Here is a 26,225-nt window from a genome sequence, read left to right on the forward strand (position 1 = left end):
CTAATGAACTGCTTCTCTTGCCGCGCGTGTGTTCGGTAGCGGTCATCGCGTACCGGTGACCGTTCGGAGACGCCGGGTAACACCACTTACCTCGCCCTCACTCGGTTGGCGGCACGGTCGGACTGAAGTCCGATGACCGCCTACCGACCGGTCACCGATGACAAGGCGCCGCCGATCGCAGCCACTCCCGTTGTCCGGCGCCGCCGCCTTCCTGCCCTGTTAGACAGTTCATGTGCCGCTTCCACCGAGGTGGCACGGGATGAAGAGCCCTTGGGAAACCAGGTTCGAAGGAGGCGGAACGTGGCGGCTACACCGAACATGGAGAGCTCGACGGTCGCCGGTGGCGCGAAGCGCAGCCGGTCACTGCCGAGCCGGGTGGTGCCGCCGATCGAACTGCCCGCGAGCGTCGAGGAGCTTTCGCGCAAGGCGGCGGCCCTGCTCGGCTGGAACGGCATCGTCTTGCCGGAGACCACCGTGCTCGGCCGCAAGATCTGCGTGGTCGCCCGGCTCCGCACCGACGTGCACGCGGAGCGCATCGCGATGGGCATGGGTCCCGTCGTCGATCGCGCCACCGTCGACACCTGGACTTGGCCAGAGCTGGCCGCGACCGCACCCGCGCCGGCCGCCGAGATCATCGGCGTCCTCGCGGTCGCCCGGCACTGGCGCACCGCGATGGCCTCCGCGGTCCCGTTCGCACGTTACGGCGAGGCCGCGATGGTTCTCCCATCGCCAGCCGTACTGACGGAAGACTACGTCGGCAACTGCCTGCCGCGTGCCCGCGCCTACGGGCTCGGCATCGTCTCCGCCGACCCCAACGCGGTGACCGACCTCGACCTCGAGGGGCACAACGAGCGCATGATCCTGGACGAGGACCCGGTCTCGCGCCTGGTCAACGAGATCGTCTACGACCAGCTGCTGCGCGGCACCGAGCTCCCTGCCGAAGTGGACTGAACGCGCTACGGTCGGGCCCATGCGAGTCGTCATTGCGGGTGGACACGGACAGATCGCGCTGAAGCTGGAGAAACTCCTGGCCGAGCGCGGTGACCAAGCGGTGGGGATCGTACGCAATCCCGACCACGTCGCCGACCTCGAAGCGGTCGGCGCCGAAGCCGTCGTCCTCGACCTGGAAAAGTCCGATGTGGACGCCGTCGCCAAAGTGCTCGACGGCGCCGACGCCGCCATCTTCTCCGCCGGGGCGGGCCCCGGGAGCGGCACCGCTCGCAAGGACACTGTGGACAGAGCCGCCGCGGAACTCTTCGCGGCGGCCTCCGAGCGCGCGGGCGTGCGACGGCACATCCAGGTCGGCTCCATGGGCGCCGACAAATGGGAGACCGCGGACGTACCGGACGATTTCCGGATCTATCTCAAGGCCAAAAAAGCGGCCGAAGACGATCTGCGCGCCCGCGAACTCGACTGGACGATCCTTCGACCGGGGCAGCTCACCAACGACGAGGGGACCGGCAAGGTCCTGATCGCCGAATCCACCGGACGCGGACCCATTCCCCGGCAGGACGTCGCCGCGATCCTCGTCGCGTTGCTCGACGATCCGTCGACGGCGGGCCGCGTCCTCGAGGCGATCTCGGGTGATACTGCTATCTCTCAGGCCTTTTCCGCTTTGTGAAACCATAGTGTGTGGACGTAATCCGTCTTTTGACTGAACGGAGTAGGTCCTTGCGCGAGGACATCGCGGTCTTCAGTGGCAGCGCACATCCCGAGCTCGCCGAAGAGATCTGCGCTCATCTCGGTATCCCGCTGCATCCGGTGAAGGTGCAGCGGTTCGCCAACGACTGCCTCGAAGTGCAGCTCGAAGCGAACTGCCGCGAGCGCGACGTCTTCCTGATCCAGCCGCTGGTGCGGCCGGTGCAGGAACACCTCGTCGAACTGCTGCTGATGCTGGACGCCGCGCGGGGCGCGTCGGCGAAACGGATCACCGTCGTCATGCCGCACTATTCGTACGCCCGATCGGACAAGAAGGACGCGCCGCGGATCTCGATCGGCGGCCGTCTCGTCGCCGACCTGATGGCGACCGCCGGCGCCGATCGCGTCCTCGCGATGACCCTGCATTCGCCGCAGGTGCACGGCTTCTTCAGCGTCCCGGTCGATCACCTGCACGCGTTGCAGGAGCTGGCCAAGCACTTCCGCCAGTACGACCTCTCCGCGACCACCGTGGTCTCGCCGGATCTCGGCAACGCCAAGGAGGCCGCGCATTTCGCCCGGCTGCTCGGTGTTCAGGTCGCCGCCGGCGCGAAGCAGCGCTTCGCCGACGACAGGGTCGAGATCAGCTCGGTGATCGGCGAGGTCACCGGCCGCGACGTGATCGTCCTCGACGACGAGATCGCCAAGGGCAGCACGGTGATCGAGCTGCTCGGCAAGCTCCGGGAACTGAAGCCGCGCTCGATCCGCGTCGCCTGCACGCACGGTCTCTTCTCCAGCGGCGCGCTCGAACGGATCGGCAGCCAGCCCGACGTGCTGGAGGTCGTCTGCACGAACACGGTGCCGATCCCGCCCGAGGAGCAGAGCCCGAAGCTGCGGGTCCTTTCGATCGCGCCCGCGCTGGCGGAGGCGATGCGGAGGATCCACAACGGCGAGTCGGTCAGCGCGTTGTTCGAAACCACCTAAGCGGTGCCGAGGACCCGGTCGAGGTAGGTGTTCGTGAAGACCCCGGCCGGGTCCACCTCCTTGCGGATCCGCAGGAAGTCGTCGAACCGCGGGTACCGCGAGCGGAGGGTCGCGGCGTCGAGGTCGTGCATCTTGCCCCAGTGTGGGCGGCCGCCGACCTCGCCGACGATCGACGCGAATCCGGCGAAGTACTCGCGGTAGGGCATACCGACGAACTGGTGGATCGCGATGTAGGCGGAGTCGCGGCCGTTCGCGGTCGAGAGCCAGATGTCGTCCGCGGCGGCGACGCGCACCTCCACCGGGAACGCGACCGGATTCTCCAGCTTCGGGACGAAAGCGCGGAGTTCGGCGAAGACGTCGTGCAGTGCTTCGCGCGGGATCGCGAACTCCGACTCGACGAACCGCACACCGCGATGGGTCACGAAGACGCGATGCGACGTGTCGCTGTACTCGCGGGCGGAGAGGATGTTCGAGGCGAACCGGCCGAGCGGCTGGACGAGTTTCGGCACCGCGCGGCCGAGACGGCACAGCCCGCCGAACGCGACGTTCTCCGTCACCTCGTAGTCGATGAACTCCTTCACCTTGGTCAACGGACGGCGTTCGCTGCCCGCCGGAAGCCGGTTGTTGCGCTTGACCAGGGCGTTCTTGCCGTAGGGGAACCAGTAGAACTCGAAGTGGTCGTTCTCGTCGGCGAACTGGTCGAAGCCTTCGAGGACCTGTTCGAGTGGTTCCGGCCGCTCCTGAGCGGAGAGCAGGAAGGACGGTTCACACTGCAGCGTGACCGTGCTGATGACGCCGAGCGCGCCGAGGCCGACCCTCGCGGCGGCGAAGAGATCGGGGCGCTTGTCCGCCGAACAGGTGACCTCGGTGCCGTCGGCGAGCACGAGTTCGAGCGCGGCGATCTGGGTGGCGATTCCGCCGAGCCGGGCGCCGGTGCCGTGAGTGCCGGTGGAGATCGCGCCCGCGACGGTCTGCGCGTCGATGTCGCCGAGGTTGGTCATCGCCAGCCCCAGTGCGTCGAGTTCGGCGTTGAGCTGCTTGAGCGTGGTGCCCGAACGGACCGTGACCAGGCCTTTCGCGACGTCGGCCGACGCGACGCCGGTCCAGCCGGTCAGCTCCATGGCGTCCGAATCCGCCGCGGCGATCGCCGTGAAGGAGTGACCGCTGCCCAGCGGGCGCAGGCGCCGTCCGTCCGCGGCGGACCGGCCGATCGCCTCGGCGATCGCGGCCGTGTCACGCGGCCGGTGCACGCGCAGCGGCGACGCCGTCGCGGTGCCGGCCCAGTTGCTCCACCGAGTCATGCGCCCACCTGTTTCCGAGAGGCTGCTGCCCTTGAGATGCTCGAGTGCCGAAACAGTAAGTGAATAGTATTCGCGTTTCAAGCCCTTCTGTCGTACCTTAGTTCGGGTGACCAGTGCGACGGTGTACGACTTGGCGACGAAGGACCTGGATCCTCCGTTCGCGGTTGTCGACTTGGATGCGTTCGACGCGAACGGCGCCGACCTGCTGCGGCGGGCGAACGGCAAGCCGATCCGCGTGGTCAGCAAGTCTGTGCGCTGCCGGTACCTGCTGATGCGGGTGCTCGCGCGGCCCGGCTTCGAAGGCCTCATGTGCTACTCGCTCGCCGAAGCCGTCTGGCATGTCGAGCAGGGGACGTCCGACGACATCGTGGTCGCGTACCCGACCGCCGATCACGGCGCGCTGCGGCGGCTGGCGGCGAACGACCGGGCGCGGGCGGCGATTTCGATCATGGTCGATTCGCCCGAGCAGCTGGATCTGGTCGATGCCGCGCTGGGTCAGGGGCATCCCGAAATCCGCGTCTGCCTGGAGCTCGACGCTTCGTGGCGGCCGCTGCCCGGAGTGCACGTCGGCACCCGGCGCTCGCCGGTGTTCAGTCCGCGGCAGGCCGCGGATCTGGCGCGGACCATCTTGTCCCGCAAGGGTTTCCGGCTCGTCGGGATGATGGCGTACGAAGGTCAGATCGCCGGGCTCGGCGACGCGGCGGGCGGCGGCGTCAAGAACTCGCTCATCGGCTGGATGCAGCGGAAGTCCATGGTGGAAATCGCGAAGCGCCGCGCGGCCGCGGTTCGCGCTGTCCAGGCCCTGGCGGATCTGGAGTTCGTCAACGGCGGCGGCAGCGGCAGCGTGGAATCGACCGGCGCCGAAGCGGCCGTCACCGAAATCGCGGCGGGCTCTGGGCTGATCGGGCCGACGCTCTTCGACGGCTACGCGCACTTCTCGCCGCGCCCGGCCGCGATGTTCGCGCTCCCCGTCGTCCGCCGCCCGGCACCCAAGGTCGCGACGCTCTTCTCCGGCGGCTACATCGCTTCAGGCCCTGCGGAGTCTTCGCGGCTCCCGACGCCTTACCTGCCCGAAGGTCTCTCGCTGCTCGGATTCGAAGGCGCCGGCGAAGTCCAAACCCCCGTCTCCGGCGAAGCCGCCCGGCACCTGCGGCTCGGCGACCGCGTCTGGCTGCGCCACGCGAAAGCAGGCGAACTCGCCGAACGCTTCACGCACTACCACGCGCTCGGCCGCGACCGCGTCGACCGAACCGTCCCCACCTACCGAGGCGAAGCGCAAAACTTCGGCTGACCCGCGCGACCCCACCCCCCACCCATCCCTGGGGGGCGCGCCCCGCACCAGCGTATCGGGCGGGGGTGTCGGGGAGGGCGGTTCCACGGGGTGAGGGGCGAGGTTGTCCACAACTGTGGGTGGATGTGGACAACTTATGTGGATAAGTCGGTAAAGCCAGGTCAGGCGCAGTATGGGCGTGGTTGTTGGGAGTCGTGTGACTAGTGGGGCATGGGGTTCGGGCGTCGGTGGACACGAATGGAGCAAGGGGGGGCCACCGGTGACGCGAAGGTGTCCTTTGGGACGTTGAGCGTCTCAAAGGGCACCTTCGCGACGTCCAGGCAGTGCGGCCCGCGAGTCCATAGTGGACTGACGTGAGCTGACGCGGGGGGGAAGCGTCCTTCAGCGCCGGGGGCGGAACCACGGGTCGCGAGTGGCATCCGGATCGCGGTGTGCCGTGAAGGCCCCCTTGAGGGACCCAGGGTCCCTCAAAGTTCCCCTCACTCACCTCGGAACACCACTTGAGCCCCAGCGCCACCACCGGTCACAGCGATGGCGCGGGAAGGGGTCCTTCATGTACCTACCGGCCGTGCGAGCCGAAGAAACCCTCAGGCTTCCCCGAACTTGCTCGCCAAGTACCCCTTCACCACCGACTTCGCCTCCGCCACGATCCGCTCGTCTCCCCGCGGGTCACGGCGGAAGGCCAGCTTCAGCAAGGCGTCGGCCGTCTCGTTCGCGATCGTCAAAGCGAACCGGATGTCGTCCGGCGGCGACTGGATCCGCGCGGAAAGCACGTCGGTGAGCGCGTCGACGATGACGGCGTTGTTGTCACGGGTCTCGTCCAAGAGCTGCCGGTCGACGACGTCACCGAAGTGGACCTTCGAGAAGCCGGGGACCTCGCGGTGCATGGCGAGGTAGATGTCGAGGATCGAGTCCACGACGTCCCACCAGTGTTCGGGCGCGAGCTCGTTCAGCGTTTCCGACACCGAGGCGACGAATCGTTCGAGGTTCCGCTGCGTCAGCGCCTGCACCACGGCCCGCTTGTCGGGGAAGAACTGGTACAGCGAACCGACGGCCACCCCGGCGCGCTTCGCGATCAGCGTGGTCGTCAGTGCGTCGTAACCGAGTTCGTCGATCAGCTGGGCGCTGGCGTCGAGCATCTGCTCCACCCGCTTGGCGCTGCGCTGCTGGACGGGCTGCCGCCGGAGCGGAGTGGTCTCCGCTGGTGGTTTCGCGGCCTGGATGTCGGACACTCGGGCTCCTCCTTCGCTGATCTGCGACTTTATCGTGCCGACAGGGTTCCCCCCGTTCGAGTGAAGGCATAGTATCTGAGAACTTTTCATGTTCGGCCGAGACTGAAGAGGAAAGGTGTGCCGCCGGTGGAGAATCCGACCTTCCCGTCCGAATTCCTGTGGGGTGTTTCGACCTCCGCCTTCCAGATCGAGGGGGCGACCGGGGAAGGCGGCCGAGGACAGTCCATTTGGGACACTTTCACCGAAACGGAGGGAAGGATCGCGCGGGCTGAGCACGCCAAGGTAGCGGCCGATCACTTCCACCGCTACTCCGAGGACATCGCGCTGATGGCCGAACTCGGCGTCGGCGCTTACCGCATGTCCTTCGCCTGGCCCAGGATCCAGCCCGACGGTGAAGGCAAGCCGAACGCCGAAGGCCTTGCCTTCTATGACGAACTCATCGACGAGGTCTGCGCCGCCGGCATCGCGCCGACGGGGACGCTCTTCCATTGGGACCTCCCCCAGGCGCTCGAGGACAAGGGTGGCTGGCTCTCCCGTGATACCGCCGAACGCTTCGCGGAGTACGCCGCCATCCTGGGCGAGCGGTTCTCCGATCGGGTGAAAATGTGGATCCCGCTCAACGAGCCGATGGTCATGTCGATCTTCGGCTACGCGATCGGCGAATACGCGCCCGGCAAGACGCTCCTGCTCGACGCCTTACCCACCGCGCACTACCAGAATCTCGCGCACGGTCTCGCCGTCCAGGCCCTCCGCGCGGCCGGTGCCCGCAGTGTCGGCACGGCCAACAACCATTCGCCGATCTGGCCCGCCTCCGATTCGCCGGAGGACAAGGCCGCGGGCGAATGGATCGACGCTCTCATCAATCGCACCTACGCGGATCCGGTGCTGCTGGGCCGTTATCCCGAACAAGTCGTCGAACATCTCCCGGCGGGCTTCGCCGACGATCTGCCCACGATCGCGCAGCCGCTCGACTTCTACGGCGTGAACTACTACGAGCCGCAGGGTGTCGCGGCGCCGGGCGAGGGCAATCCGCTGCCCTTCGAGCTTCGCGCGATCGAGGGCTATCCCATGACCACCAACGATTCCCCGATCGTCCCGCACGGTCTGCGCGAACTGCTCATCGGCTTCCACGAGCGCTACCGAGAGCACCTCCCGCCCGTCTACATCACCGAAAACGGTTGCAGTTTCGACGACGTCATCGCCGAGGACGGGCAGGTCCACGATCAGGAGCGCATCGACTTCCTCGACACCCACCTGGTCGCGGTGCGCGAGGCGATGGACGCCGGAGTCGACATCCGCGGGTACTTCGTCTGGTCGCTGATGGACAACTTCGAATGGTCGAAGGGCTATCAGCCGCGGTTCGGCCTGGTGCACATCGACTACGAGACGCTGAAGCGGACACCGAAGGATTCCTTCGGCTGGTACCGAAAACTGATCCGCCATGAGTGAGGTCAGGGAGCTGCCCGAGGCGCTCGCGGAACCGGTCGCCAGGGTCCGCGCGGGTTGGATGAGCCTGCTGTTCTTCGCGAACATCGCGCTCTGGCTCGGCGTCTACGCGCCCATCCAGGTTCTCCTGCCGAAACAGGCCGAACTGCTGGACGCGGCCAACAAGGAAGCGGTGTTCAGCCTGGTCACCGGGATCGGCGCGGTCGTCGCGCTGATCGCCAACCCGGCCGTCGGCCTCCTTTCGGACCGCACCTGTTCCGCCCGCGGCCGCCGTCATCCGTGGACGGCGGCCGGGGCGGCGGTCGCCGCGGCCGGGCTGCTCGTCCTCGCGTTCGCGCCGAACGTCGCGGTCATGGTGCTCGGCTGGTGCCTGGTGCAGGCTGGACTGAACGGAATGCTCGCGATGCTGGTCTCGGCCATCGCGGACCGGGTGCCCGTGCCGCAGCGCGCGCAGGTCGGCGGGCTGGTCGGCATCGCCCAGATGCTCGGGACCGTGCTCGGCGCCGTGGTGGTCGTGGTGATGCTCGACCTCGCCGGTCTCCCGCTGGGTTACGCGGTGTGCGCGGCCATCGTGCTGGCCGGCGCGGCGGCCTTCGTCCTGCGTACGCCGGACGCGCGGCTGCCGGTCGCGTACCGGCCGTCGGCCAGGGCCAAGGACGTACTGGCGAACTTGTGGATCTCTCCCCGCCGGCATCCCGACTTCGCCTGGGCGTGGGCCTGCCACTTCATGATCAACCTCGGCAACGCCTTCGGGACGCTGTACCTGTTGTTCTTCTTGAAAGACGCGGTGCGCTACGAAGATCCGGACACCGGGTTGCTGATCATGATGGGGCTCTACGGTGCCGCCCTCATCGTCGGCGCGCTCATCGCCGGGCACTTCTCCGACAAGTCGGGACGGCGCAAGCCTTACGTCTTCGCCGCGTCCGCGGTGATGGCCGTGGCCGCGTTGGTGCTGGTCGTCTGGCAGAACTGGACGGCCGCGCTCGCGGCGTCACCGTTGCTGGGTGTCGGTTTCGGCGCGTACATGGCCGTCGCGCTCGCGATGCTCACGCAGGTGCTGCCCGCCGCACAGGACCGGGCGAAGGATCTCGGCGTCATCAACATCGCGAACTCGCTGCCGCAGGTGGTGGCGCCGATGCTGACCGCGCCGATTTTGGCCTACCTCGGCGGATATCCGAGCCTCTTCGCGGCTTCGGCGCTGTCCACCGTCATCGCCGCGGTGCTGGTCACGCGGGTGAAGGGCGTCAGCTAGGTGGAGACCGCGGACCGGTGCCGGTCGGGGGAGGGGAGTGCAACGGCACCGGCCCGCGGGGTTCGGGGGATGGCAGCGCGCTCCGGGGCAGGTATCGCGCTGCGTTTGTGATCATCAACCTAGCGACCGATTACTGCCTTCGCTAGGTGTTCTGCCGATAATTTTCGATTAATCGCGGTGGGGACCGGAGTGATTACCGAGAGCGGCTCGACGCGTTCGGGGGTACGCGCGAACCGCCGCCGGCGAAGGCGAGATCGTGGCGTGGTTGCCGAGGGGGCGCTCGGACCGCCGTTCACTCGCCGGCTTCTCTCAACACGGGTCGGGCAGCGGCATTCTTTCAGGCGTGCACGCCGCCGATGGCCGGACGACGCGGGTTGACCAGCGCGTGCCTGCCGGTGGTTTCGGCCGCACTCACCCTGGCCTGCCCGGGGACACGGCGGCGGGCTTCGCGCCGGTGGTCCTGGGAGGCCGCGGTGTGCTGGGGGGCGAGGCCGCCGGCGACCAGGTGCTCGTGCGCGACCTGCCATACCGAGCAGGGGGCCTTGCACCGGTGCCAGCGGGTCGAGCAGGTGGGACAGTCGCCCCGCTCGTCGGGCTCGTGCGCTTGGAGCATCGCGCGCCAGCCTTCGGTCAGGCGGGGGAGCTCCGAGCGGGCGACCGAGACGAGCGACTGCGCGTCGGCTCGGTTCGCGAGATCGGAGAGCATGTCGAGGCGTTCCCAAACCGCGTTGCGGAGGACTTGCCCTAGGACCTGATCCACGGAGAACTCACCGTTACCTTTCCGCCATTTTGGCGGCTTCGTTGAGCGCTGCCCTGAGCTGGCCGAGCTGGCCGGACGTCATGCGCGCGGTCTCTCCCGGCGGCGAGACGAGAACCACCTGGTTGTCTTCGACGAACACCGTGACGGCGCGTTCGCGGCTGATGAGATCGCCGCACTGCACCCGCCAGACCAGCTGTCCGCCTTCGTAACGGCGCACACTCGCGGTACGGGGGTCGACCGGGGCGGAAGGGGAGACCGGCCGGTTGACGCCGGGGGCGACCGCGACCGGCTGCTGACCGGCGGGGCCGGCCGCACGCAGGTGGCGCGTGGCCATACCGGGCCGTCCCGCGGTGATGGAGCCTGTTGCGATCGAGTCCACGAACTCCACTGGCTCTTCTCCGCTCTCTCGTTCCACGTCGTCTTCGTTCCGCGTGTCCGCACCCTGAGGGGGTTCGGAGACTTGGTAGCTCTCTGTGATCGCTGCCGGTGGCGGGTCGGTCACGGAGATCTGACAACTACAGTGATGTGAAACCGAGTTCGATAGAAGGTCGAACCGCCGTCATAGCGGTGACCGGACGAGGTTTCACGGTAAGCGGTCAAACGACTTCTGCCGGGCCGATCACGACGGGCAATCCGGTGTTTCGCACGGTTGAATAGGTGTGCTTACGCTGTTTCTCGACCCCAACGGAACTGTGAGGGGGCGCAATGGACGCCAGTATCGGTGGCGGCGCTGTCGCCGGCTCGGACGCGGTAGGCGCTGCGGGCGCTTCAGGCGCTTCGGGCAGGCAGAGTCACCCCGTGCCGCCGGATGCCTGGGAGCAGCCGGAGATGCGAGCCGCACTGGCGACACGGGAGATCTCCTCCGTGTACCGGCTGTTGCGCAAGCACGGTGTTTCGCAGCGTCAGATCGCCGCGATGACCGGCCAGTCGCAGTCCGAGGTGTCCGAGATCCTCAAGGGTCGCCAGGTGATGGCGTACGACGTGCTCACCCGCATCGCTGACGGCCTTGGTGTCCCCAGGGGATACATGGGTCTCGCCTATGACGAGGCGACAGCGATAAAGGTCGTCGGTGCTGCCGACGGCCAGCAGGCGGAGGAGGACGAGTCCGTGAAGCGACGGAGGTTCCTCGCGCACGCCGCCCAGGTCACGATGGGTGCGGCGGTGTTCGGTCCCGAATCGGGCACGTGGTCGGCCGGACCGGCGAAGACGCCCGCCCCCGGGCGGATCGGCATGACCGACGTCCGGCAGGTGGAAGCCGCGACCAGAGCCCTCCGTTCCCTCGACTACCAGTACGGCGGCGGTTTCTGCCGCGACGCCGTCGTCGCCCAGCTGTCCTGGGGACAGCAGATGCTCGAATCCACCGGCACCGAGCCGGTCAAGAACCGGCTGTACGTCGCCCTCGCCGACCTGCACAGCCTGGCGGGATGGACCTCCTTCGACACCGGCCTCATGGATTCCGCGCGCGGACATTTCGCGAACGCGCTGGACCTGGCCAAACAGGGCGACAGTCATCCGCTGGTCGCCAACGTGCTGTACCGGATGGGCCGGGTCTACCTGCACAACGACGCCCCCAACGACGCGTTGAAACTGTTCCAGCTCGGCCAGATCGCCGCCCAGGAATCGGGCTCCGAACTGGCGGTCGCCGTGCTCTGCGCCAACGAGGCGTGGGCGTACGCGATGATGGGCAACGAGGAGCAGGCCACGAAGCTGCTCGGCCGGAGCAAGGACGAGTTCGCCCGCGCCGATCTGGCCGAGGCCGAGTCGTGGGTCAAGTTCTTCACCGAGACCGACGTCTACGCGATGATCGGCACCGTGCACACCGTGCTCGCCGAGAAGAACGCCGAGCACACCAAGTACGCGATCCCGGCGCTGACGAAGGCCGTCGAGTCCTACACCGACGACATGGCCCGCAGCAAGACGTTCATGCTCAGCGCCTTGGCCACGAACCACCTGCTCGAAGGCGATCTCGACCACGGTGCGAAGGTGGGTTCCAAGGCCATCGACTGCGCCGAGGGCATCAAGTCGGAGCGGGTGAAGGACCGGATGCGACCCTTGCAGGTCGAGGCGGAACGCCGCCGGAACAACGCCGATGCCCGTGACCTCGCCGACCGCCTCAATTCGTTCTACGCCGCCTGAGCCGACCGGCCCGGGCGGCCGGTTCACGCCCGACATCCTGCGCGACGCCCTCGAGCGGACGTGCGATCTGCTGGGCGTGGACCCCGAAGGCGCCCGGCTGCTGAGGTTCACCAACAACGCCGTCTACGAGCTGGCGAGCGCGCCGTTCGTCGTCCGGATCGTCGGCTCCACCCGGCTGCGGCACCGCGTCGGCACGGTCGTGCGGGTCGCCCGGCACTTCGAACGGCACGACGTGCCGGCCATCCGCCTGGTTTCCGGCCTCGACCAGCCGTTGCCGGTCGGCGAGCAGCTCGTGACGGTGTGGTGGAAGGTGACGGCGAGCGGCCGGAAGGCGAAGTCCGCCGACCTCGCCGCGCTGCTGCGCCGCGTCCACGATCTCGAGCCGCCGGAGGGCCTCGCCGAATGGGCGCCGTTCGCCGCGGTCCGCGCCAGGGTCTCGGACGCGGAGGAGCTGGACGAAGGCGACCGGCGGTTCCTGCTCGAACGCTGCGCCGAGGTCGAAGACGCCCTCGCGACGCTCGACTTCCCCCTGCCCCGTGGCCTCGTCCACGGGGACGCGCACACCGGGAATGTGATCCACGGGCCCGATGGGCCGGTGCTGTGCGATTTCGATTCGTCCTGTGTCGGGCCGCCGGAATGGGATCTGACGCCGCTCGCCGTCGGCCGTGAACGGTTCGGTGATCCACCGGCCCGCTATCGCGTGTTCGCGCGGCGGTACGGATTCGACGTGACCACGTGGTCCGGGTTCTCGGTACTGCGCGCGATCCGTGAACTGAAGCTCACCACGAGTGTGCTCCCGATTCTCCGCAGTCATCCCGGCGTGCGGGATGAGCTGCGGAAACGGTTGGACGATCTCCGGAACGGACGTACCGGCGCGCGCTGGAACCGCTATCGGTGACTCACCCGGGAAACGGATCTGCACGTGCATTCGCCGACGGCGAATGACCGTTCGTCGCTTGCCCGAATTCGCCGCTCATTCGGTGACGAATTCGCCCGGGCTAATCACTTCTCCCGGCCCAATGCTCCCCCAAATGTGCAACTTGCAGCTACGCTGTGTTATTCGGCTCGGCGAGTTCACCTTGTCGCTGGGTACCGATCGGGGCCTTCGGGGTCACAGTTGTTCCAAACGCGTACGCAGAGCGTCCGCCTCCGGACGGCCGAGGCCGACGAAAATCGGCAACGCCTGGTCGTAGAGGCCTCGTGCTCGGTCCCGATCGCCGTCCGCCTCGGCGATCTCGCCGAACGCGGCCAGCGTCCTGGCCACCTCGAACCTCGATCCCCTCGCCTCCATGGTGGCGCGGGCGGGTTCGAGTTCGGCCCGTGCGGCCGCGAGATCCCCGGTGACCGTGAGGGCGCGGGCGAGTTCGATCCGGGCGCGGGCCACGTTGTAGTCGTCGCCGTCGAGAATGTCGCGAGCGCGGGTGAGGTCGGCGATCGCGGCTTCGGGCCGTCCGGCGCGGACGCGGGTCGCGCCGAGGTTGATCAGCGCCAGCCCGATGTCGTGCGGACGTTCCTGCCGCTCACCGAGCAGGAGGTCCTCGGTGAACCACTCGACGGCGTCGTCGAGCCTGCCCTGCTGCAACGCGACCAGGCCGAGCCCTTCCACCGAACGGATCTCGACGACGCTGTCGTCCGCCTTCCGCGCGGCTTCGCGTCCGGCCAGATAGTTCCCGACGGCTTCGTCGTAGCGTCCGGTGGCACGGCACGCGGCGCCGGCGCGGTTCCGCATCAACGCCTCCGCGGAGGCGTTGCCCCACGCCTTCGCGCAGCGGGCGCCGATCTCGCTCACCCGCAGGTAGTCCGGATAGTGCTTGCGGAACAGGAAGAGCGGCCACATCGCGGCGGCCAGCTGCCAGCCGAGTTCCGGCAGCTCCCAGTCGTGGGCCGTCTCGACCGCGGCGATGAGGTTCTCGCGTTCCAGCTCCAGCCAGTCGAGTGCCTCTTGGTCACTGTCGAACGACGCCCGCGCCGACGGCCGGTACTCGTACCGGTACGGGATCGGCTCCTGATCGGGGGTGGTCAGGCCCGCCGTCGCGGAGGCGGTGAAGAGGTACCACTCCAGCATGCGGCGAACGGCGATGTCGCGGTCGTATTCGTTGCCCGCCGTCTTCTCCTTGGCGTGCAGCCGCGCGAGATCGTGGAAGGTGTACCGGTCGTCGCCGCGGTCGATCAGCAGCCCGACGTCGACGAGCTGGTCCAGCAGGTCGTCGGCCACCTCCTCGCGCACGGCGATCGACGCGGCCGCCGCGCCGACGCCGAAGTCGGGGCCGGGATGCAGCCCGAGCGCCGCGTACAGCGCGGCCGCGTCGGAGGGGAGTTCGTCATAGGAGAGGTTGAAGCTGGCTTCCACCGATTGCGCCTCTTTCGTCGAGAGCGTGGCCAGTCGACGATATTCCTTCCCCAGTTCGGAGGCGATCTTCTCCAGCGACATTTTCGGTCGTCCCGCGAGCTTGGCGCTGACCGTGGTGAGCGCGATCGGCAGGCCGCCGCACAGCTCGGCGATGGTCCGAGCCTGGGCGGCTTCGGCGCCGACCCGCTCCGAGCCGACCGCGCGGCCCAGCAGTTCGGCGCTGTGCGCGGAACCGAAGGGCGCCAGCTCGACCAGCTTCGCGCGATGTTCGGTCTGGAGCCTGCCCAGGCGGCGCCTCGAAGTCACGATCACGAGGCTTTCCCCGCCGGCGGGCAGCAGGGGCAGCACCTGCTCGGTCGACGCGGCGTTGTCGAGCAGCACGAGCAGTGGCCGCTCGGCGGTCGTCGTGCGATAGAGGGCGGTGAGCTCCTCGACGTCCCCGGGCAGCCCTTCCGGCGGGAAACCCAAGGCCCGGAGGAACCGGCCGAGCGCTTCGCTCGCGGAGAGCGGGCCGTTGGTGCTGAACCCGCCGAGATCCGCCCACAGGTGCCCGTCCGGGAACCGGTCACCGAGGTGGCGGCCCCACGCGGTGGCCAGCGCCGTCTTCCCGATCCCGCCCTGACCGCTGATCAGATGCACCGCCGGTCCGGTGGTGTCGTTCTCGGTCAGCAGCCGTTCGAGCAGCGCGAGCTCGGCCGTGCGGTTGGTGAAATGGGCGGGCACGGGCGGAAGCTGCCGTGGCCCCGAACTCACCTGTCTGGTGAGCCGGACCGCCGATCGCTGACGCGGTACCTGTGGCGTGCTGACTTCACTTTCACCCGGCAACGGGCCGCCCATCTACTTCCCCTCTTCGGGTCGATCCCAGCGATCGCGTAGAGCATTCCGGTGAACGTCCGGAGAGGACAGTGAAACCGCCCAAATGCGGCCGGATGGAGCAAGCGCGGAAGCTGGGCCGGGCGTCAGTACATTGGGGCCGTTATGGGGTTCAAGACTTCTATCGGGTGAAAGAGGCATCTTCATGGAGACAGCAGGCAAGACCCGCTGGCAAGAAGGACTGTCGAACGAGCTGGACCACTGGCGGATCTGGCTCTCGGGTGGGCCCGAAGCCTTCGCCGGCGGAGGATTCAACGACTACGAGTGGCGGACCAGTCCGGACTCCGACCTGCGCAACCAGCCGCATCTGACAAGGAACCTCGAGCCGTTCGCGCCCGAGAGATCGACGGTCCGCATCCTCGACGTCGGCGCGGGCCCGCTGACCTGCGTCGGCAAGCAATGGCCCGGCCGCACGGTGGAGATCACCCCGGTCGACCCGCTCGCCGACCGGTACAACGGCCTCCTCGCCGAGCTGGACCTGACGCCCTTGGTGGCCACCCAGGACGCCGAGGTGGAGAAGCTGTCCGAGGTGTTCCCGGTGGACCACTTCGACCTGGTGTACTGCCAGAACGCGCTGGACCACGTGTACGACCCGGTGCTCGGCACCCGTCAGATGCTCGAGGTCGTCAAGCCTGGCCACGCCGTCGTGCTGATGCTCAACGTGAACGAGGGCGAACGCGAGAACTACTACGGCTTGCACCAGTGGAACTTCTGCCGTGAAGGCGACGCGCTCGTCGTCTGGAATCACGACGGCCGGGTGAACCTCAACGAAGAGCTGTCCGGGATCGCCGAAGTCCGCTTCGAACCGGAGTCCACCGAGACGCTGATGATCGTTTCGCTGGACAAGAAGGCCTGATCCGGCTCAGGTCGTCGGGACGACCGGGGCTCGCGTGAGGACGACGGCGAAGCCGAACGCGAGCCCCATCACCGTCAGTTCCAGCGTCGCCCACGCAGCCAGCGCCGTGCGGTTGTGCCGCACGATCTGCGGCATCAGCTTCCAGCGTGTGTAGGCGCCGAGACCGGCGATCACGCCGGTGCACAACAGTTTCAGCAGCACCAGTTGCCCATACGGCGTGGTGAAGACGCCTTCCCAGAAGCCGAGCGACGGGTTGAGCGAGATCTCGATCAGCCCGTTGAACAACCCGGTCGCCGCGCCGAGGATCAGGCACAGCGTCGCCAGTTTGGAGAACCGCGGCAGCGCGTGCGCCAGCAGTGTCCGGTTCCCGATGAGCAGCACCGTCATCGCGCCGAGCCCGCCGGTCCAGGCGACGGCGCTCATCACGTGCAGTTCCATCGAGATCATCGTGTAGTCGTGGTAGTTCCAGTTCGACGCGTGCCCGGTGACCGGCAGCGGCAGCAGCGCGAACAGGCCCAGCCCGACGCGGACTTCCGCGGGCACCTTCTCGCCGTGTTTCAGCGCGAGGACGCCGAGTCCCGCGTGCAGCAGGGCCAGCACCGCGACGATCAGCAGCGCCTTCCCGGCGCCGACGTCGGCGATGTAGCTCCCGACGTCCGACATCGACAGCGTGCTGGAGCCCGGCCGGTATTCGGCGGTCTGCAGGATCAGCGCGACGAGCGCGGTGGTCGCCCAGACCAGCGCGGCCGCGACGCTCGCGGGCCGCGCGATCCGCATGATCGGCTCGGAGAGCTTCGGCCGGTCGTAGCCGACCAGTACCGAGAGCAGCGCCAGCCCGATCGTGGCGACGGCCGAGATGTCCAGCAGTACCCGCACCATCGGGATGGAGACCGAGACCACCTCGCTGACCTGCGCGACCCCGGGCACCGGGGCCGTCGCGGTCAGCGCGACGCCGATCAGGGCGCCGACGATGCCCGCCGTCACCACGCAGAACAGGACGGCGACGCGAGTACGCGAGGTGGTCTCGGCCTGTGTCATGAGCCGCTCTTCTCCTTGTCACCCGCGCCGGTGCGCAGTGCGACGGTCAGTCCGACGGCGAGCAGCACGACGGCGCCCGCGATCCACACCCAGATCGGCACCCCGGACGAGTTTTCGCCACCCGTCGCCGGGGTCGTCTCGGCCTGGCCCGCGTTGCTGCGCGCGGCGTCGGCGCTCGCCGGGGTCCCGGTGCCCGCGGCGGTGAGGGTGAACGGCACCTCACCGGTCACGGCGTGCCCGTCCGCGGACAGGATCCGGTAGCCGATCTTGTACTCGCCCGCCGGGCCGAGCGGCCGCAGCGGCACGGTCACGACGCTGTCGCGGACCTCGACCTGGCCTTCGGCCCACTGGCCGCCGCCCGGTCCGATGACCGCGATCTGGTTGACGTTCGCGTTCTGGACGTACTGGTCGAACGTGAGCGTGACCTTCGCGGGCCCGGCGGCGAGCGAAGCGCCCTTCGCCGGGTCCGAGGAGATCAGGACGTTGTGCGCCAGCGCCGGGGTGGCGGTGGCGAGCCACGCCACCCCGGTGATCGCCAGCGCGACGATCGCTTTACGCATTTACTCGGTTCCCTCGGTGTTGCTCTTGCTCGAAACGGCGGTGGCGCGGCGGGCGCGCAGGGTGGCACCGGCGCCGACGCCGAGGCCGAGCGCGCCGACGACCAGTCCGGCGCCGCCGAGCCAGCGGGCGGTGTTGTCGGAAGACGAGGACGCGGCGTGGGATTCCTCGGAGGCCTTCGCGTCGGAGCCGTGGCCACCACCGTGTCCGTCACCGCTCTTCTCGGCGAGCTTCACGGTCGGCGCGGGGTGCTCCGGCTCCTCACCGGAGGCCGGGGTCGGCTGGTTCCACTCGACGACCTTGCCGTTCTCGTACGTCTGGGTGGCCGGGAACTCGATCGCGTCGACGTTGGTCGGGAACTGGCCCGCGCTGATCTGGAACTCCTGGAACTCGGTCGAACCGGCGGCGATCTTGGTGCCGGGCTCGGCGGTCCACGAGACCTTGGTGACGGCCTCGGTGATCTGCGTACCGGAAGCGGTGGTCACCGGGCTGGGCAGCTTGGACTTGACGACCTCGGCCTTCCAGCCGGGGATCGGCTTGGTGCGCACGGAGCTGAGCGCGTACTCGGGTTTGAGGGTGACCTCGACCTTGACGGTGCCGGCGTCCTTCTCCTCGTTGGGGACGCGGAAGAAGATCGACCCGTAGCCGCCCTTTTCGGGCTGGGGGCCGTAGACGTTGGCGGTGACGTGGGCCGACGCGACCCCTGCCGAGAGCAGACCGGCGGCACCGATGGCGGCGGCCAGGAAACCGGCTCGCTTGAAGACGTGCTTGGACACGAAGTACTCCTGAACGTGATTCGAGACGGCGGGCTCGGGGGCCTCGCCGATTACGGGGGATGAGCTGGGTTCAGGAGAACAGCGGCGGGCCGCGCCTGCCGTGGACCCGGCGGAGGTCCACGCCGACGAGATGACCGGGGCCCGCCGGACGGGCGAGCACCGGGGACGCCACCGCGGCGGGCACCGGGAGCGCGTTGAGGATGAACGGGACCAGCGCGCGCAGGCAGGCGAGGACGCCGAGCAACAGTCCGTCGGCCTTGGCCAGCAGCAACGCGGTGACCAGCGTGGCGACGACGTGCGCGACGGTCATCGCGAGCCCACCCGAAAGGGGTGCGGGTTCGCCGTGCGGTTCGTGGGTGCTCAGCGAGCTGAGCACGAGGTGCATCACGACCTGACCGGCGCCGAGATCGACGATGGTGGCCAGCGGCCCGCGGGCCTTCGCGGCGAGCGCGGCGGCGTTCCAGCCGATCAGCACGGTGAGCAACAACGTCATCGCCGTATCGGGTAGATCGCCGTCCCCGATCATGTGAGCGGTGACGGCCAGCGCCGCGGAGCTCACGCCGAGCAAACCACCACGCACAACGCGTAACGCGCTTCGGTGATGGCTGCCCTTACTCACGGGTGAAGAGTATTCGACGTACTGCCGCGTGGTCGATCTCCTCCCGGCTGTTGAGCAGTGGGAAAGACACCGGCGGGACGGCGCGTGCGTTTGCCCATTTAGGCCGAATGGGGAAGGTTTACGGGATAAAAGGCGGTAAACAGGGGTTTGACCGCGCGGGTTTTGGGTAGTCAGGCTCCCGATACAGCTACTCCGAATGGGTGAGGAGTCTCACCCAGAGGCGGCGGGAGAACCAGCACGCGATGAATCTCTTCGAGTACATCTCGGATCGGTGGGACAGACTCGCCCTCCAAGGGCTCCTCCACGTCAGCGCGGTCGTGCAGTGCACGATCATCGCCGCCGTGCTCGGCGTGGTGATCGGCGTCGCCGTCTACCGCAGCCCGATCGGGTCGGCCGTGGCCACGGCGCTGGCGAGCACGATCCTCACCGTCCCCTCGTTCGCTCTCCTGGGGCTGCTCATCCCCGTGTTCGGCCTCGGGGTGAACACCACCGTCATCGCGCTCGTGCTCTACGCCCTGCTGCCGATCGTGCGGAACACGATCGTCGGACTCGGCGGCGTCGATCCAGCGGTCAGCGACGCGGCGCGCGGTATCGGCATGAGCCGGTTCGGCGTGCTGACCAGGGTGGAACTGCGGCTCGCCTGGCCCGCCATCCTCACCGGGATGCGGGTCGCGACGCAGATGCTCATGGGCATCGCGGTCATCGCGGCCTACGCGAAGGGCCCGGGCCTCGGCTCCGAGGTCTTCTCCGGCCTCACCAACGCGGGGAGCACGAACTCCCTCAACCAGGCACTGACCGGGACGCTCGGTGTGGTCGTCCTCGCACTGGTCCTCGACGCCGTTTACGTCCTGATCAACCGTTTGACCGTCTCTAGGGGTGTCCGTGGCTGAGTCTCCTGAAACCGTATCCGGCGTCGAAATCCAGCTGGAGAACGTCTCGAAGCGCTACCCCGGCACCCGTGAGCCCGCGGTCGACGACTTCTCGATGGTGGTGCCCGCCGGCAAGATCGTGGTCTTCGTCGGCCCGTCCGGCTGCGGCAAGACCACGACCATGCGGATGATCAACCGGCTGATCGAGCCGACGTCGGGCCGCATCACCATCGGCGGCGACGACGCGCTGAAGCTCGACGTCGACACCCTGCGCCGTCGCATCGGCTACGCGATCCAGCAGGCCGGGCTCTTCCCGCACTTCACCGTCGCGCAGAACATCGCGGTGGTGCCGGGGCTGCTCGGCTGGGACAAGAAGAAGGTCAACGACCGGGTCGAGGAGATGATGGACCTGGTCGGGCTGGACCCGGCCGATTTCCGCGACCGGTTCCCGCGTCAGCTGTCCGGCGGGCAGCAGCAGCGCGTCGGCGTCGCGCGGGCGCTCGCGGCCGACCCGCCGGTGCTGCTGATGGACGAACCGTTCGGCGCGGTCGACCCGATCACCCGCGGCAACCTGCAGGACGAACTGCTGCGGCTCCAGACCGAACTGAAGAAGACGATCGTCTTCGTCACCCACGACTTCGACGAGGCCGTGAAGCTCGGCGACAAGATCGCGGTGCTCGGCGACCAGTCGAAGATCCTCCAGTACGACACCCCGGACGCGATCCTCGCGAACCCCGCCGACGACACGGTCGCCGGTTTCGTCGGCGCCGGCGCCTCGCTGAAGCAGCTGACGCTGCTGCGGGTCCGCGACGTCGAGCTGAAGCAGGACGCGCTGACGGCGACGGTGAGCGAATCGCCGTCGGACGTCCGCGAGAAGCTGACCAAGCAGCGCAAGCATTTCGTGCTGGTGCTCGACCAGCGCCGCCGTCCCATGCGGTGGGTGCACGTCCGCGAGCTGACCGCGGCGACGTCGCTGGCCACCGCGGGCAAACCGCTGCGCGACTACGTCAGCCTCCAGTCGACCCTGCAGGACGCGCTCGAAGCCATGCTCGCCGAGGGCGGCAGCGTCCCGGTGACCGGCGCCCGCGGCGAATACGCCGGGACGATCGAGCTCGACACCGTCATCTCGACGATCCAGCAGTTGCGCGAGGAGCACTCCGACGACAGCCCGGCGGAAGGTGTGACCGCATGACGGCCGTCGATACCGGGTTCTCCACCGAGTCTTCGTCGAGAAGCGCCGAACGGGTCCGGCTGTTCGCCCAGCCGGCCGTGGTGCTGCTGATCGTCGCCGGGGTGCTGATCTGGGTGTTCACCAGCGACCTCACCGCGACGGAGAAGGCGACCCTCAACGCGGCCGGACTGCTTGCCGCGCTGCGCGACCACCTGGCGATGACCATCGTGGTCACCGCGATCGTGGTCGCCGTGGCGGTGCCGCTCGGCGTGCTCGTGACGCGACCCTGGGCGAAATGGGCGGCGCCGGTCTTCCTGGCCGTCGCGAACATCGGCCAGGCCGCGCCCGCGCTCGGCGTGCTGGTGCTGTGGTTCATCGTCACCGGCGCGACCGGCGGGCTGTGGGTCGCGGCGCTGCCGCTGGCGTTCTACTCGCTGCTTCCGGTGCTGCGGAACACGATGGTCGGCCTGCAGCAGATCGACCCCGCCCTGATCGACGCCGGCCGCGGTATCGGCATGTCGGCCACCGGCGTGTTGTGGCGGGTCGAGTTCCCGCTGGCCGTCCCGCTGGTCCTCGCCGGTCTGCGGACCTCGCTGGTGCTGGCCGTCGGCACGGCGACCTTCGGCATGTTCGTGAACGCCGGCGGTTTCGGCCTGCTCATCGACACCGGCTACAAGCTCAACCTGACGAAGGTGCTGATCACCGGCTCGGTGCTCGCCGTCGCGCTGGCGCTGCTGGTCGACTGGCTCGGCGCGGTGGCGGAACAGCTCCTCGGACCGAAGGGACTGCGCTGACATGCGGCTCAAGGCGATCCTCGGCGCGGTCCTGTTGTGCGGCACGCTTTCCGCGTGCGGACTCGAGGTCAACACCGCGCTGCCGTACAAGATCGAACCAGGTTCGATCAAACCCATCGAGTCGCTCAAGGGCGTCGAGGTGACGGTGGGGTCCAAGGACTTCACCGAGAACATCATCCTCGGCTACATGGCCGAGATGGCGCTTTCCGCGGCGGGCGCGGACGTCATCGACCTGACCGACATCAAGGGCTCGAACTCGTCGCGGCAGGCGTTGCTCACCGGCCAGACCGACGTCGCGTGGGAGTACACCGGCACCGGCTGGATCAACTACCAGGGCAACGAACTGCCCGTCCCCGGCGGGGAACAGGCGCAGTACGAAGCCACGAAGGCGGCCGACGAAGCGAAGTTCGGCATCTCCTGGCTGAACTATTCGCCGCTGAACGACCAGTACGGCTTCGCGGTCACCGAGGCCTACGGAGCGGCGAACAACCTGAAGACGACGTCGGACCTGGCGGCGTTCCTCAAACAGAAGCCCGACCAGAGCGTCTTCTGCCTGGAGACCGAATTCACCAGCCGCCAGGACGGTTTCCCCGCCGCCGTGCGGTCGTACGGCTTCCAGAACCCGGTGATCAAGAACTTCGGCATCGGCACGATCTACTCGGCGGTCGCGAGCGGCACCTGCCCGATCGGCGAGATCTTCACCACCGACGGCCGGATCGCCGGACTGAACCTGCGCGTACTCGAAGACGACAAGAAGGCGTTCCCGCAGTACAACGCCGTGGCGACATTGAGGACCGAGTTCCTCAACCAGCACCCGGAAATCCGTGGACCGCTGGAAGCCGTGAGCGCGGCCATCGACAACGAGCAGATGATCGAACTGTGCAAACAGGTCGACGTCGACGGCCGTGACCAGGGCGAAGTCGCCTACGAATGGATGAAGAAGAAGGGCTTTATCGGTTAAATCTGTCGAGCGCTGACGTAAACGTGCCGAAGGGGCGTCGTTCCGCTTCCACCTCGCGGTGGGCGTGGAGGCGCCCCTTCATCACGTTTCCGTGGGCCTTCGGCCCAAGAGAGGGCGCTCGACGGTGAAGTCTCCGTCGGGCGCGGGGCGCCCTTGGGGAGACCTCTCGGCTGAGTTCGCCTGCGTCCCTGTCGCTTCTGGGTTCGCCGCCGTCCCTGTCCGCTCCCGTCCCGCTCCCGTCCCCGCGTCCCGTCTCGCGCGTGAGATGAAAGCGTCCTTCATAGCAAAATTTGCTATGAAGGACGCTTTCATTGCGCTTGAGGGGCGCGAAGGGCGGCTAGATCCCCAGCCGGTGGAGGAGCTTTCCCTCCAGCTGGTCCAGCTCCCCGGCCACGGCCCGGTGCGCCGCCTTCCGCCGCGCGGCGGGCATCCGCTCCGAAGCGCGAACGGTCGCCGAGAGTTGCTCCAGCGTCCCCTGAGTGTCCTTCGCGAAGGCCGCGTCGGCGTCTGTCGCCTTCGCGGACCTCTTCAGCTCCGCGAGGCCCTGCGTCAGCCCCGCGATGCGCGCGTGCAGCGCGGCACCGCGCCCGCTGTACTCGCCGAGCTGGTCGATGGCGACGCCGAGCTTCTTCGCTTGATAACGGTCGTACAGCTCCCGTGCGGCACCCGCCGCTCGAACGGCGTACGGCGCGATCACCGGCAGTACGGCCGGACCGAGCACTTTGGCCACCGCGACGGCGTTTTTCGCCTTCTTCGGGGTGAACCTGCCTTCGCCCTCGATGGCTTTGGCCTTGCGCGCCATGGCACCTCCCACGCTGTGTCACTGACGAACTTACTGGTCCCCGAAGTGGCGGGCATGTCGGCTTGCCGGTCGCCTTCTAGAGTGTTGTCCGTGAGTAACGAGGTGCTACTGGACGCGGGAGCGGTGAGCCGCTGCCGGCGTCGCGTGCACCTCGAACACGATCCGGCGATGCGCGAGGTCCCGCTCGCCCCGCCCGACCCCGCCGCGCAGCAGCGGATCGCCGACGCGTCGGCGCATCGCGAGACGATCGTGCGGCAGCTCATGGACGCGACGGGACCCGACGCGACCTGGGTGAAGATCCCTCGCGACCTCCCTGCCGCCGAGCGCGTGCAGCTCACCGAAGACGCCTTCGCCGCCGAAGCGCACTACATCTGGGGCGCGCTGCTCCCGGTGGATCGCGCCGGTCACCGGCGTGGCGGTTCCGAGCTCCTCGTGCACACCGGCGCCGGCTACGTGCCGGTGCTGGTCGTGCGCCACCGCATCACCGATCGCGGCTCGGGTGCGCCGACCACGGTGATGACCGACCTCGACCCGGCGAACCGGTTGCCCGACCCGGCGCGAAAGGTCCGCTCGCAGCCGCGGGACCAGATGCGGCTCGCGCACCTCTATCGGATGCTCGAAGCGCTCGGGAAGCACGAAGGACACCGTGCCATCGGCGGCGTCATCGGACTCGACGCGGACGTCGTCGTCTGGCACGACCTGGCCGCGGGCACCTGGCCGGGCGGCCGGAGCGCGCTGACGGAGTATCAGAGCCGCTTCGCCGACAGGCTCGCCATCGCGAGCGCGGCCGCCGAAGGCGAAGAACCGCTCGCCGAACCGTCCCGCGTCCTCGAATGCCGGCGTTGCCCCTGGTGGCCGACCTGTGAGGTCGTGCTCACCGAAACCCGCGACGTCAGCCTCGTCGTCCGCGGCGAGGACGCGATGGAACTCCGCCGCGCCGGGGTGTCCACAGTGGACAAACTGGCCGCGCTCGATCCGGCCGACGAACCCCCGCCGATGAACTGGACCGGCGGCACCTTCGCCGACGCGATCATCCTCGCGCGGGCCTGGCTCGCCGACCTCACGATGGTGCGCAAGGTCGACCGCATCGAGGTCTCGCGCGGTGACGTCGAGGTCGACGTCGACATGGAGAGCTTCGGCGATTCCGGCGCGTACCTGTGGGGTTCGCTGCTGACCGGCGCCGACATCGGGATGGAGCAGGGCTACCGGGCGTTCGCGACGTGGGAGCCGCTGCCGACCGCGGACGAGGCTCGCTCGTTCGCGGAGTTCTGGGCCTGGTTCACCGAAGTCCGCGAGCGCACGCTCGCCGCGGGGCTGACGTTCCGCGCCTACTGCTACAACGCGCTCGCCGAGAACCGCTGGCTCTTCGGTTCCGCCGACCGGTTCGGCGAATACCCCGGGGTACCCAAGAAGGCCGAGATAGCGTCCTTTGTGGACTCCGAGGAGTGGATCGACCTCTTCCGCAGCGTCACCGACCAGTTCCTGTGCTCGCAGGGCAAGGGGCTCAAGGTGATCGCGCCGGTCGCCGGATTCGCCTGGCGCGATCCGGAAGCGGGTGGCGAGGCGTCGATGAGGTGGTACCGCGACGCCGTCGGCATGGACGGCGGAATCCCGGACGCCGTCCAGCGGGAACGTCTGCTGCGCTACAACGAGGACGACGTCCTGGCGACGCACGCGCTGCGGAACTGGATGACCGACCACGCGCAGACGTCCGTGCCGTACATGAACGACCTCTGACCTCCCGGTCGCCGAGCGACTTGCGATCAGGTGCGCTCCTGCGGATACTCGTGGACGAGTACTCGTGAACGAGGAGGCGTTGTGAAGCGGCGGAAGGTCGGGAACCTGCTGGCGTTGGCGATCCTGTCGACGCTGAACGAGCGCCCGATGCATCCGTACGAAATGGCCTCGATCCTGAAGAGCCGCGGCAAGGACCGCGACATGGGGATCAAATGGGGCTCGTTCTACACGGTCGTCGGCAACCTGCGGAAACACGGCTTCATCGAGGCCGTCGAGAGCGGCCGCGAGGGCGCCCGTCCCGAACGCACGGTGTACCGGATCACCGACGACGGCCGTGACGAAATGCTCGACTGGCTGCGCGAACTGCTCGGCGAACTCGCGCCGGAGGAGCCGAAGTTCGTCGCCGGGCTGTCGGTGCTGGGGTGGCTCGGGCCGGACGAGGTCATCGCCCTCTTCCGCACCCGGCTGGCGGCACTGGACGAAGACATCGCCTCGACCCGGGCCGAACTGGCAAGGCTCATCGAGGAGATCCCGCGGCTGGTGCTGCTCGAACTCGAGTACCACCTGGCGATCCGAGCGGCGGAGGCCGAGTGGGTCCGCTCGATCCTCGGGGAACTGACTTCCGGTTCCATGCCCGGTCTCGCCGAATGGCGGGCCCTGTTGGCCGAAAGGGGGAGCACCGGCCGTTGAAAGAACCCCGGCGAGGTGTTGCAGCACCCCGCCGGGGTGACGATCCCGCAACCGGAACCCGGCCACGAGACGGCACTTCGAGGATAACCGGGCT

Annotated in this window: 25 protein-coding genes; 15 read left to right on the plus strand and 10 right to left on the minus strand. The window is 68.3% G+C overall.

Translation table 11 applies throughout. From position 1 onward, the window contains the following. The first annotated feature begins 300 nt into the window (after window positions 1–300). Genes DL990_RS03600 through DL990_RS03610 form a run of 3 tightly spaced genes read left to right on the plus strand, consistent with a single transcriptional unit; the run spans window position 301 to window position 2,619 of the window. On the plus strand, window positions 301–951 hold the full coding sequence (locus DL990_RS03600) for a hypothetical protein (RefSeq protein WP_125781667.1): 651 nt from the start codon (window positions 301–303) through the stop codon (window positions 949–951). Window positions 952–970: 19 nt separating this feature from the next. Further along, window positions 971–1,621 carry an SDR family oxidoreductase gene (locus tag DL990_RS03605; RefSeq protein WP_125797854.1) on the plus strand — a complete coding sequence of 217 codons (651 nt, stop codon included), beginning with the start codon at window positions 971–973 and terminating at the stop codon, window positions 1,619–1,621. 50 nt (window positions 1,622–1,671) lie between these two features. Next, window positions 1,672–2,619 carry a ribose-phosphate pyrophosphokinase gene (locus DL990_RS03610; protein WP_125781671.1) on the plus strand — a complete coding sequence of 316 codons (948 nt, stop codon included), beginning with the start codon at window positions 1,672–1,674 and terminating at the stop codon, window positions 2,617–2,619. Here the strand turns inward: DL990_RS03610 and DL990_RS03615 are convergent. Next, window positions 2,616–3,920 (minus strand): D-arabinono-1,4-lactone oxidase, encoded by a 1,305-nt coding sequence (locus DL990_RS03615; protein ID WP_125797855.1) that lies wholly within the window; start codon window positions 3,918–3,920, stop codon window positions 2,616–2,618. The two genes, DL990_RS03610 and DL990_RS03615, sit on opposite strands and share 4 nt — an antisense overlap. Before the next feature lie 106 nt (window positions 3,921–4,026). On the opposite strand from DL990_RS03615, the gene DL990_RS03620 reads away from it, so the two are divergent. After that, window positions 4,027–5,211: an amino acid deaminase/aldolase gene (locus DL990_RS03620; RefSeq protein WP_125797856.1), complete on the plus strand. Its 1,185-nt coding sequence runs from the start codon at window positions 4,027–4,029 to the stop codon at window positions 5,209–5,211. Window positions 5,212–5,798: 587 nt separating this feature from the next. Here DL990_RS03620 and DL990_RS03625 read toward each other — a convergent pair. Next, window positions 5,799–6,443 carry a TetR/AcrR family transcriptional regulator gene (locus DL990_RS03625; RefSeq protein ID WP_125781677.1) on the minus strand — a complete coding sequence of 215 codons (645 nt, stop codon included), beginning with the start codon at window positions 6,441–6,443 and terminating at the stop codon, window positions 5,799–5,801. Between the two features lie 126 nt (window positions 6,444–6,569). Here DL990_RS03625 and DL990_RS03630 point away from each other — a divergent pair, with 126 nt between their 5' ends. Further along, complete coding sequence (locus DL990_RS03630; RefSeq protein ID WP_125781680.1) at window positions 6,570–7,892, plus strand: GH1 family beta-glucosidase; 1,323 nt, start codon at window positions 6,570–6,572, stop codon at window positions 7,890–7,892. Further along, the gene (locus DL990_RS03635; protein WP_125781681.1) at window positions 7,885–9,141 is read left to right on the plus strand and encodes an MFS transporter; all 1,257 of its coding nucleotides are present in this window, start codon (window positions 7,885–7,887) and stop codon (window positions 9,139–9,141) included. Before DL990_RS03630 ends, DL990_RS03635 begins: the two co-directional genes overlap by 8 nt. Before the next feature lie 337 nt (window positions 9,142–9,478). On the opposite strand, the gene DL990_RS03640 is transcribed toward DL990_RS03635, so the two are convergent. Next, entirely contained in the window at window positions 9,479–9,901 is a 423-nt protein-coding gene (locus DL990_RS03640; RefSeq protein ID WP_125781684.1) for a hypothetical protein, read from the minus strand. A 13-nt stretch (window positions 9,902–9,914) separates the two neighbouring features. Continuing rightward, window positions 9,915–10,289 carry a hypothetical protein gene (locus DL990_RS03645; RefSeq protein WP_125781694.1) on the minus strand — a complete coding sequence of 125 codons (375 nt, stop codon included), beginning with the start codon at window positions 10,287–10,289 and terminating at the stop codon, window positions 9,915–9,917. A 440-nt stretch (window positions 10,290–10,729) separates the two neighbouring features. Here DL990_RS03645 and DL990_RS03650 point away from each other — a divergent pair, with 440 nt between their 5' ends. Together DL990_RS03650 and DL990_RS03655 are read left to right on the plus strand one after the other, a co-directional pair. Then, window positions 10,730–12,037, plus strand: a complete 1,308-nt coding sequence (locus DL990_RS03650; protein WP_199746212.1) for a helix-turn-helix transcriptional regulator — start codon at window positions 10,730–10,732, stop codon at window positions 12,035–12,037. Next, window positions 11,997–12,935, plus strand: coding sequence for an aminoglycoside phosphotransferase family protein (locus DL990_RS03655; RefSeq protein ID WP_255431307.1), 939 nt, complete (start codon window positions 11,997–11,999; stop codon window positions 12,933–12,935). The genes DL990_RS03650 and DL990_RS03655 overlap by 41 nt, the downstream gene beginning before the upstream one ends. Before the next feature lie 213 nt (window positions 12,936–13,148). Here DL990_RS03655 and DL990_RS03660 read toward each other — a convergent pair whose 3' ends face one another. Then, window positions 13,149–15,110 carry a tetratricopeptide repeat protein gene (locus DL990_RS03660; protein ID WP_233598683.1) on the minus strand — a complete coding sequence of 654 codons (1,962 nt, stop codon included), beginning with the start codon at window positions 15,108–15,110 and terminating at the stop codon, window positions 13,149–13,151. A gap of 295 nt (window positions 15,111–15,405) precedes the next feature. Here DL990_RS03660 and DL990_RS03665 point away from each other — a divergent pair, with 295 nt between their 5' ends. Beyond that, on the plus strand, window positions 15,406–16,116 hold the full coding sequence (locus DL990_RS03665) for a methyltransferase domain-containing protein (protein ID WP_158632581.1): 711 nt from the start codon (window positions 15,406–15,408) through the stop codon (window positions 16,114–16,116). Window positions 16,117–16,122: 6 nt separating this feature from the next. On the opposite strand, the gene DL990_RS03670 is transcribed toward DL990_RS03665, so the two are convergent. The 4 genes from DL990_RS03670 to DL990_RS03685 all read right to left on the minus strand — a co-directional run bounded on the left by DL990_RS03670 (window position 16,123) and on the right by DL990_RS03685 (window position 19,047). Continuing rightward, complete coding sequence (locus DL990_RS03670; RefSeq protein ID WP_125781700.1) at window positions 16,123–17,154, minus strand: copper resistance D family protein; 1,032 nt, start codon at window positions 17,152–17,154, stop codon at window positions 16,123–16,125. Then, window positions 17,151–17,714, minus strand: coding sequence for a copper resistance CopC family protein (locus DL990_RS03675; protein ID WP_125781702.1), 564 nt, complete (start codon window positions 17,712–17,714; stop codon window positions 17,151–17,153). The genes DL990_RS03670 and DL990_RS03675 overlap by 4 nt, the downstream gene beginning before the upstream one ends. Next, window positions 17,715–18,488, minus strand: a complete 774-nt coding sequence (locus DL990_RS03680) for a YcnI family protein (protein WP_125797857.1) — start codon at window positions 18,486–18,488, stop codon at window positions 17,715–17,717. It abuts the gene before it with no gap. Between the two features lie 70 nt (window positions 18,489–18,558). Further along, window positions 18,559–19,047, minus strand: a complete 489-nt coding sequence (locus DL990_RS03685; RefSeq protein ID WP_125797959.1) for a hypothetical protein — start codon at window positions 19,045–19,047, stop codon at window positions 18,559–18,561. Window positions 19,048–19,349: 302 nt separating this feature from the next. On the opposite strand from DL990_RS03685, the gene DL990_RS03690 reads away from it, so the two are divergent. Genes DL990_RS03690 through DL990_RS03705 form a run of 4 tightly spaced genes read left to right on the plus strand, consistent with a single transcriptional unit; the run spans window position 19,350 to window position 22,902 of the window. Beyond that, the gene (locus tag DL990_RS03690) at window positions 19,350–19,997 is read left to right on the plus strand and encodes an ABC transporter permease (RefSeq protein WP_037308875.1); all 648 of its coding nucleotides are present in this window, start codon (window positions 19,350–19,352) and stop codon (window positions 19,995–19,997) included. Beyond that, window positions 19,984–21,168: an ABC transporter ATP-binding protein gene (locus tag DL990_RS03695; protein WP_370310633.1), complete on the plus strand. Its 1,185-nt coding sequence runs from the start codon at window positions 19,984–19,986 to the stop codon at window positions 21,166–21,168. The genes DL990_RS03690 and DL990_RS03695 overlap by 14 nt, the downstream gene beginning before the upstream one ends. Then, window positions 21,165–21,941 carry an ABC transporter permease gene (locus tag DL990_RS03700; protein ID WP_125781707.1) on the plus strand — a complete coding sequence of 259 codons (777 nt, stop codon included), beginning with the start codon at window positions 21,165–21,167 and terminating at the stop codon, window positions 21,939–21,941. The genes DL990_RS03695 and DL990_RS03700 overlap by 4 nt, the downstream gene beginning before the upstream one ends. A gap of 1 nt (window position 21,942) precedes the next feature. After that, the gene (locus DL990_RS03705) at window positions 21,943–22,902 is read left to right on the plus strand and encodes a glycine betaine ABC transporter substrate-binding protein (protein ID WP_125797858.1); all 960 of its coding nucleotides are present in this window, start codon (window positions 21,943–21,945) and stop codon (window positions 22,900–22,902) included. Between the two features lie 337 nt (window positions 22,903–23,239). Here DL990_RS03705 and DL990_RS03710 read toward each other — a convergent pair whose 3' ends face one another. Next, window positions 23,240–23,704 carry a DUF6474 family protein gene (locus tag DL990_RS03710; RefSeq protein ID WP_125781711.1) on the minus strand — a complete coding sequence of 155 codons (465 nt, stop codon included), beginning with the start codon at window positions 23,702–23,704 and terminating at the stop codon, window positions 23,240–23,242. A 54-nt stretch (window positions 23,705–23,758) separates the two neighbouring features. On the opposite strand from DL990_RS03710, the gene DL990_RS03715 reads away from it, so the two are divergent. Together DL990_RS03715 and DL990_RS03720 are read left to right on the plus strand one after the other, a co-directional pair. Beyond that, entirely contained in the window at window positions 23,759–25,441 is a 1,683-nt protein-coding gene (locus tag DL990_RS03715; protein WP_370451241.1) for a TM0106 family RecB-like putative nuclease, read from the plus strand. 81 nt (window positions 25,442–25,522) lie between these two features. Further along, window positions 25,523–26,131: a PadR family transcriptional regulator gene (locus tag DL990_RS03720; protein ID WP_125797860.1), complete on the plus strand. Its 609-nt coding sequence runs from the start codon at window positions 25,523–25,525 to the stop codon at window positions 26,129–26,131. Window positions 26,132–26,225 lie beyond the last annotated feature (94 nt).

Origin of the sequence: Amycolatopsis sp. WAC 01416 (assembly GCF_003947485.1) — a bacterium.
Taxonomy (GTDB): Bacteria; Actinomycetota; Actinomycetes; order Mycobacteriales; family Pseudonocardiaceae; genus Amycolatopsis.

Bases quoted from the DNA above. Each gene is read 5' to 3' on its own strand.
- DL990_RS03675 (WP_125781702.1), bottom strand. From the start codon at position 17,714: ATGCGTAAAGCGATCGTCGCGCTGGCGATCACCGGGGTGGCGTGGCTC.
- DL990_RS03690 (WP_037308875.1), top strand. From the start codon at position 19,350: ATGAATCTCTTCGAGTACATCTCGGATCGGTGGGACAGACTCGCCCTC.
- DL990_RS03605 (WP_125797854.1), top strand. From the start codon at position 971: ATGCGAGTCGTCATTGCGGGTGGACACGGACAGATCGCGCTGAAGCTG.
- DL990_RS03665 (WP_158632581.1), top strand. From the start codon at position 15,406: ATGGAGACAGCAGGCAAGACCCGCTGGCAAGAAGGACTGTCGAACGAG.
- DL990_RS03715 (WP_370451241.1), top strand. From the start codon at position 23,759: ATGTCGGCTTGCCGGTCGCCTTCTAGAGTGTTGTCCGTGAGTAACGAG.
- DL990_RS03635 (WP_125781681.1), top strand. From the start codon at position 7,885: ATGAGTGAGGTCAGGGAGCTGCCCGAGGCGCTCGCGGAACCGGTCGCC.
- DL990_RS03615 (WP_125797855.1), bottom strand. From the start codon at position 3,920: ATGACTCGGTGGAGCAACTGGGCCGGCACCGCGACGGCGTCGCCGCTG.
- DL990_RS03710 (WP_125781711.1), bottom strand. From the start codon at position 23,704: ATGGCGCGCAAGGCCAAAGCCATCGAGGGCGAAGGCAGGTTCACCCCG.
- DL990_RS03650 (WP_199746212.1), top strand. From the start codon at position 10,730: ATGCGAGCCGCACTGGCGACACGGGAGATCTCCTCCGTGTACCGGCTG.
- DL990_RS03700 (WP_125781707.1), top strand. From the start codon at position 21,165: ATGACGGCCGTCGATACCGGGTTCTCCACCGAGTCTTCGTCGAGAAGC.
- DL990_RS03705 (WP_125797858.1), top strand. From the start codon at position 21,943: ATGCGGCTCAAGGCGATCCTCGGCGCGGTCCTGTTGTGCGGCACGCTT.
- DL990_RS03670 (WP_125781700.1), bottom strand. From the start codon at position 17,154: ATGACACAGGCCGAGACCACCTCGCGTACTCGCGTCGCCGTCCTGTTC.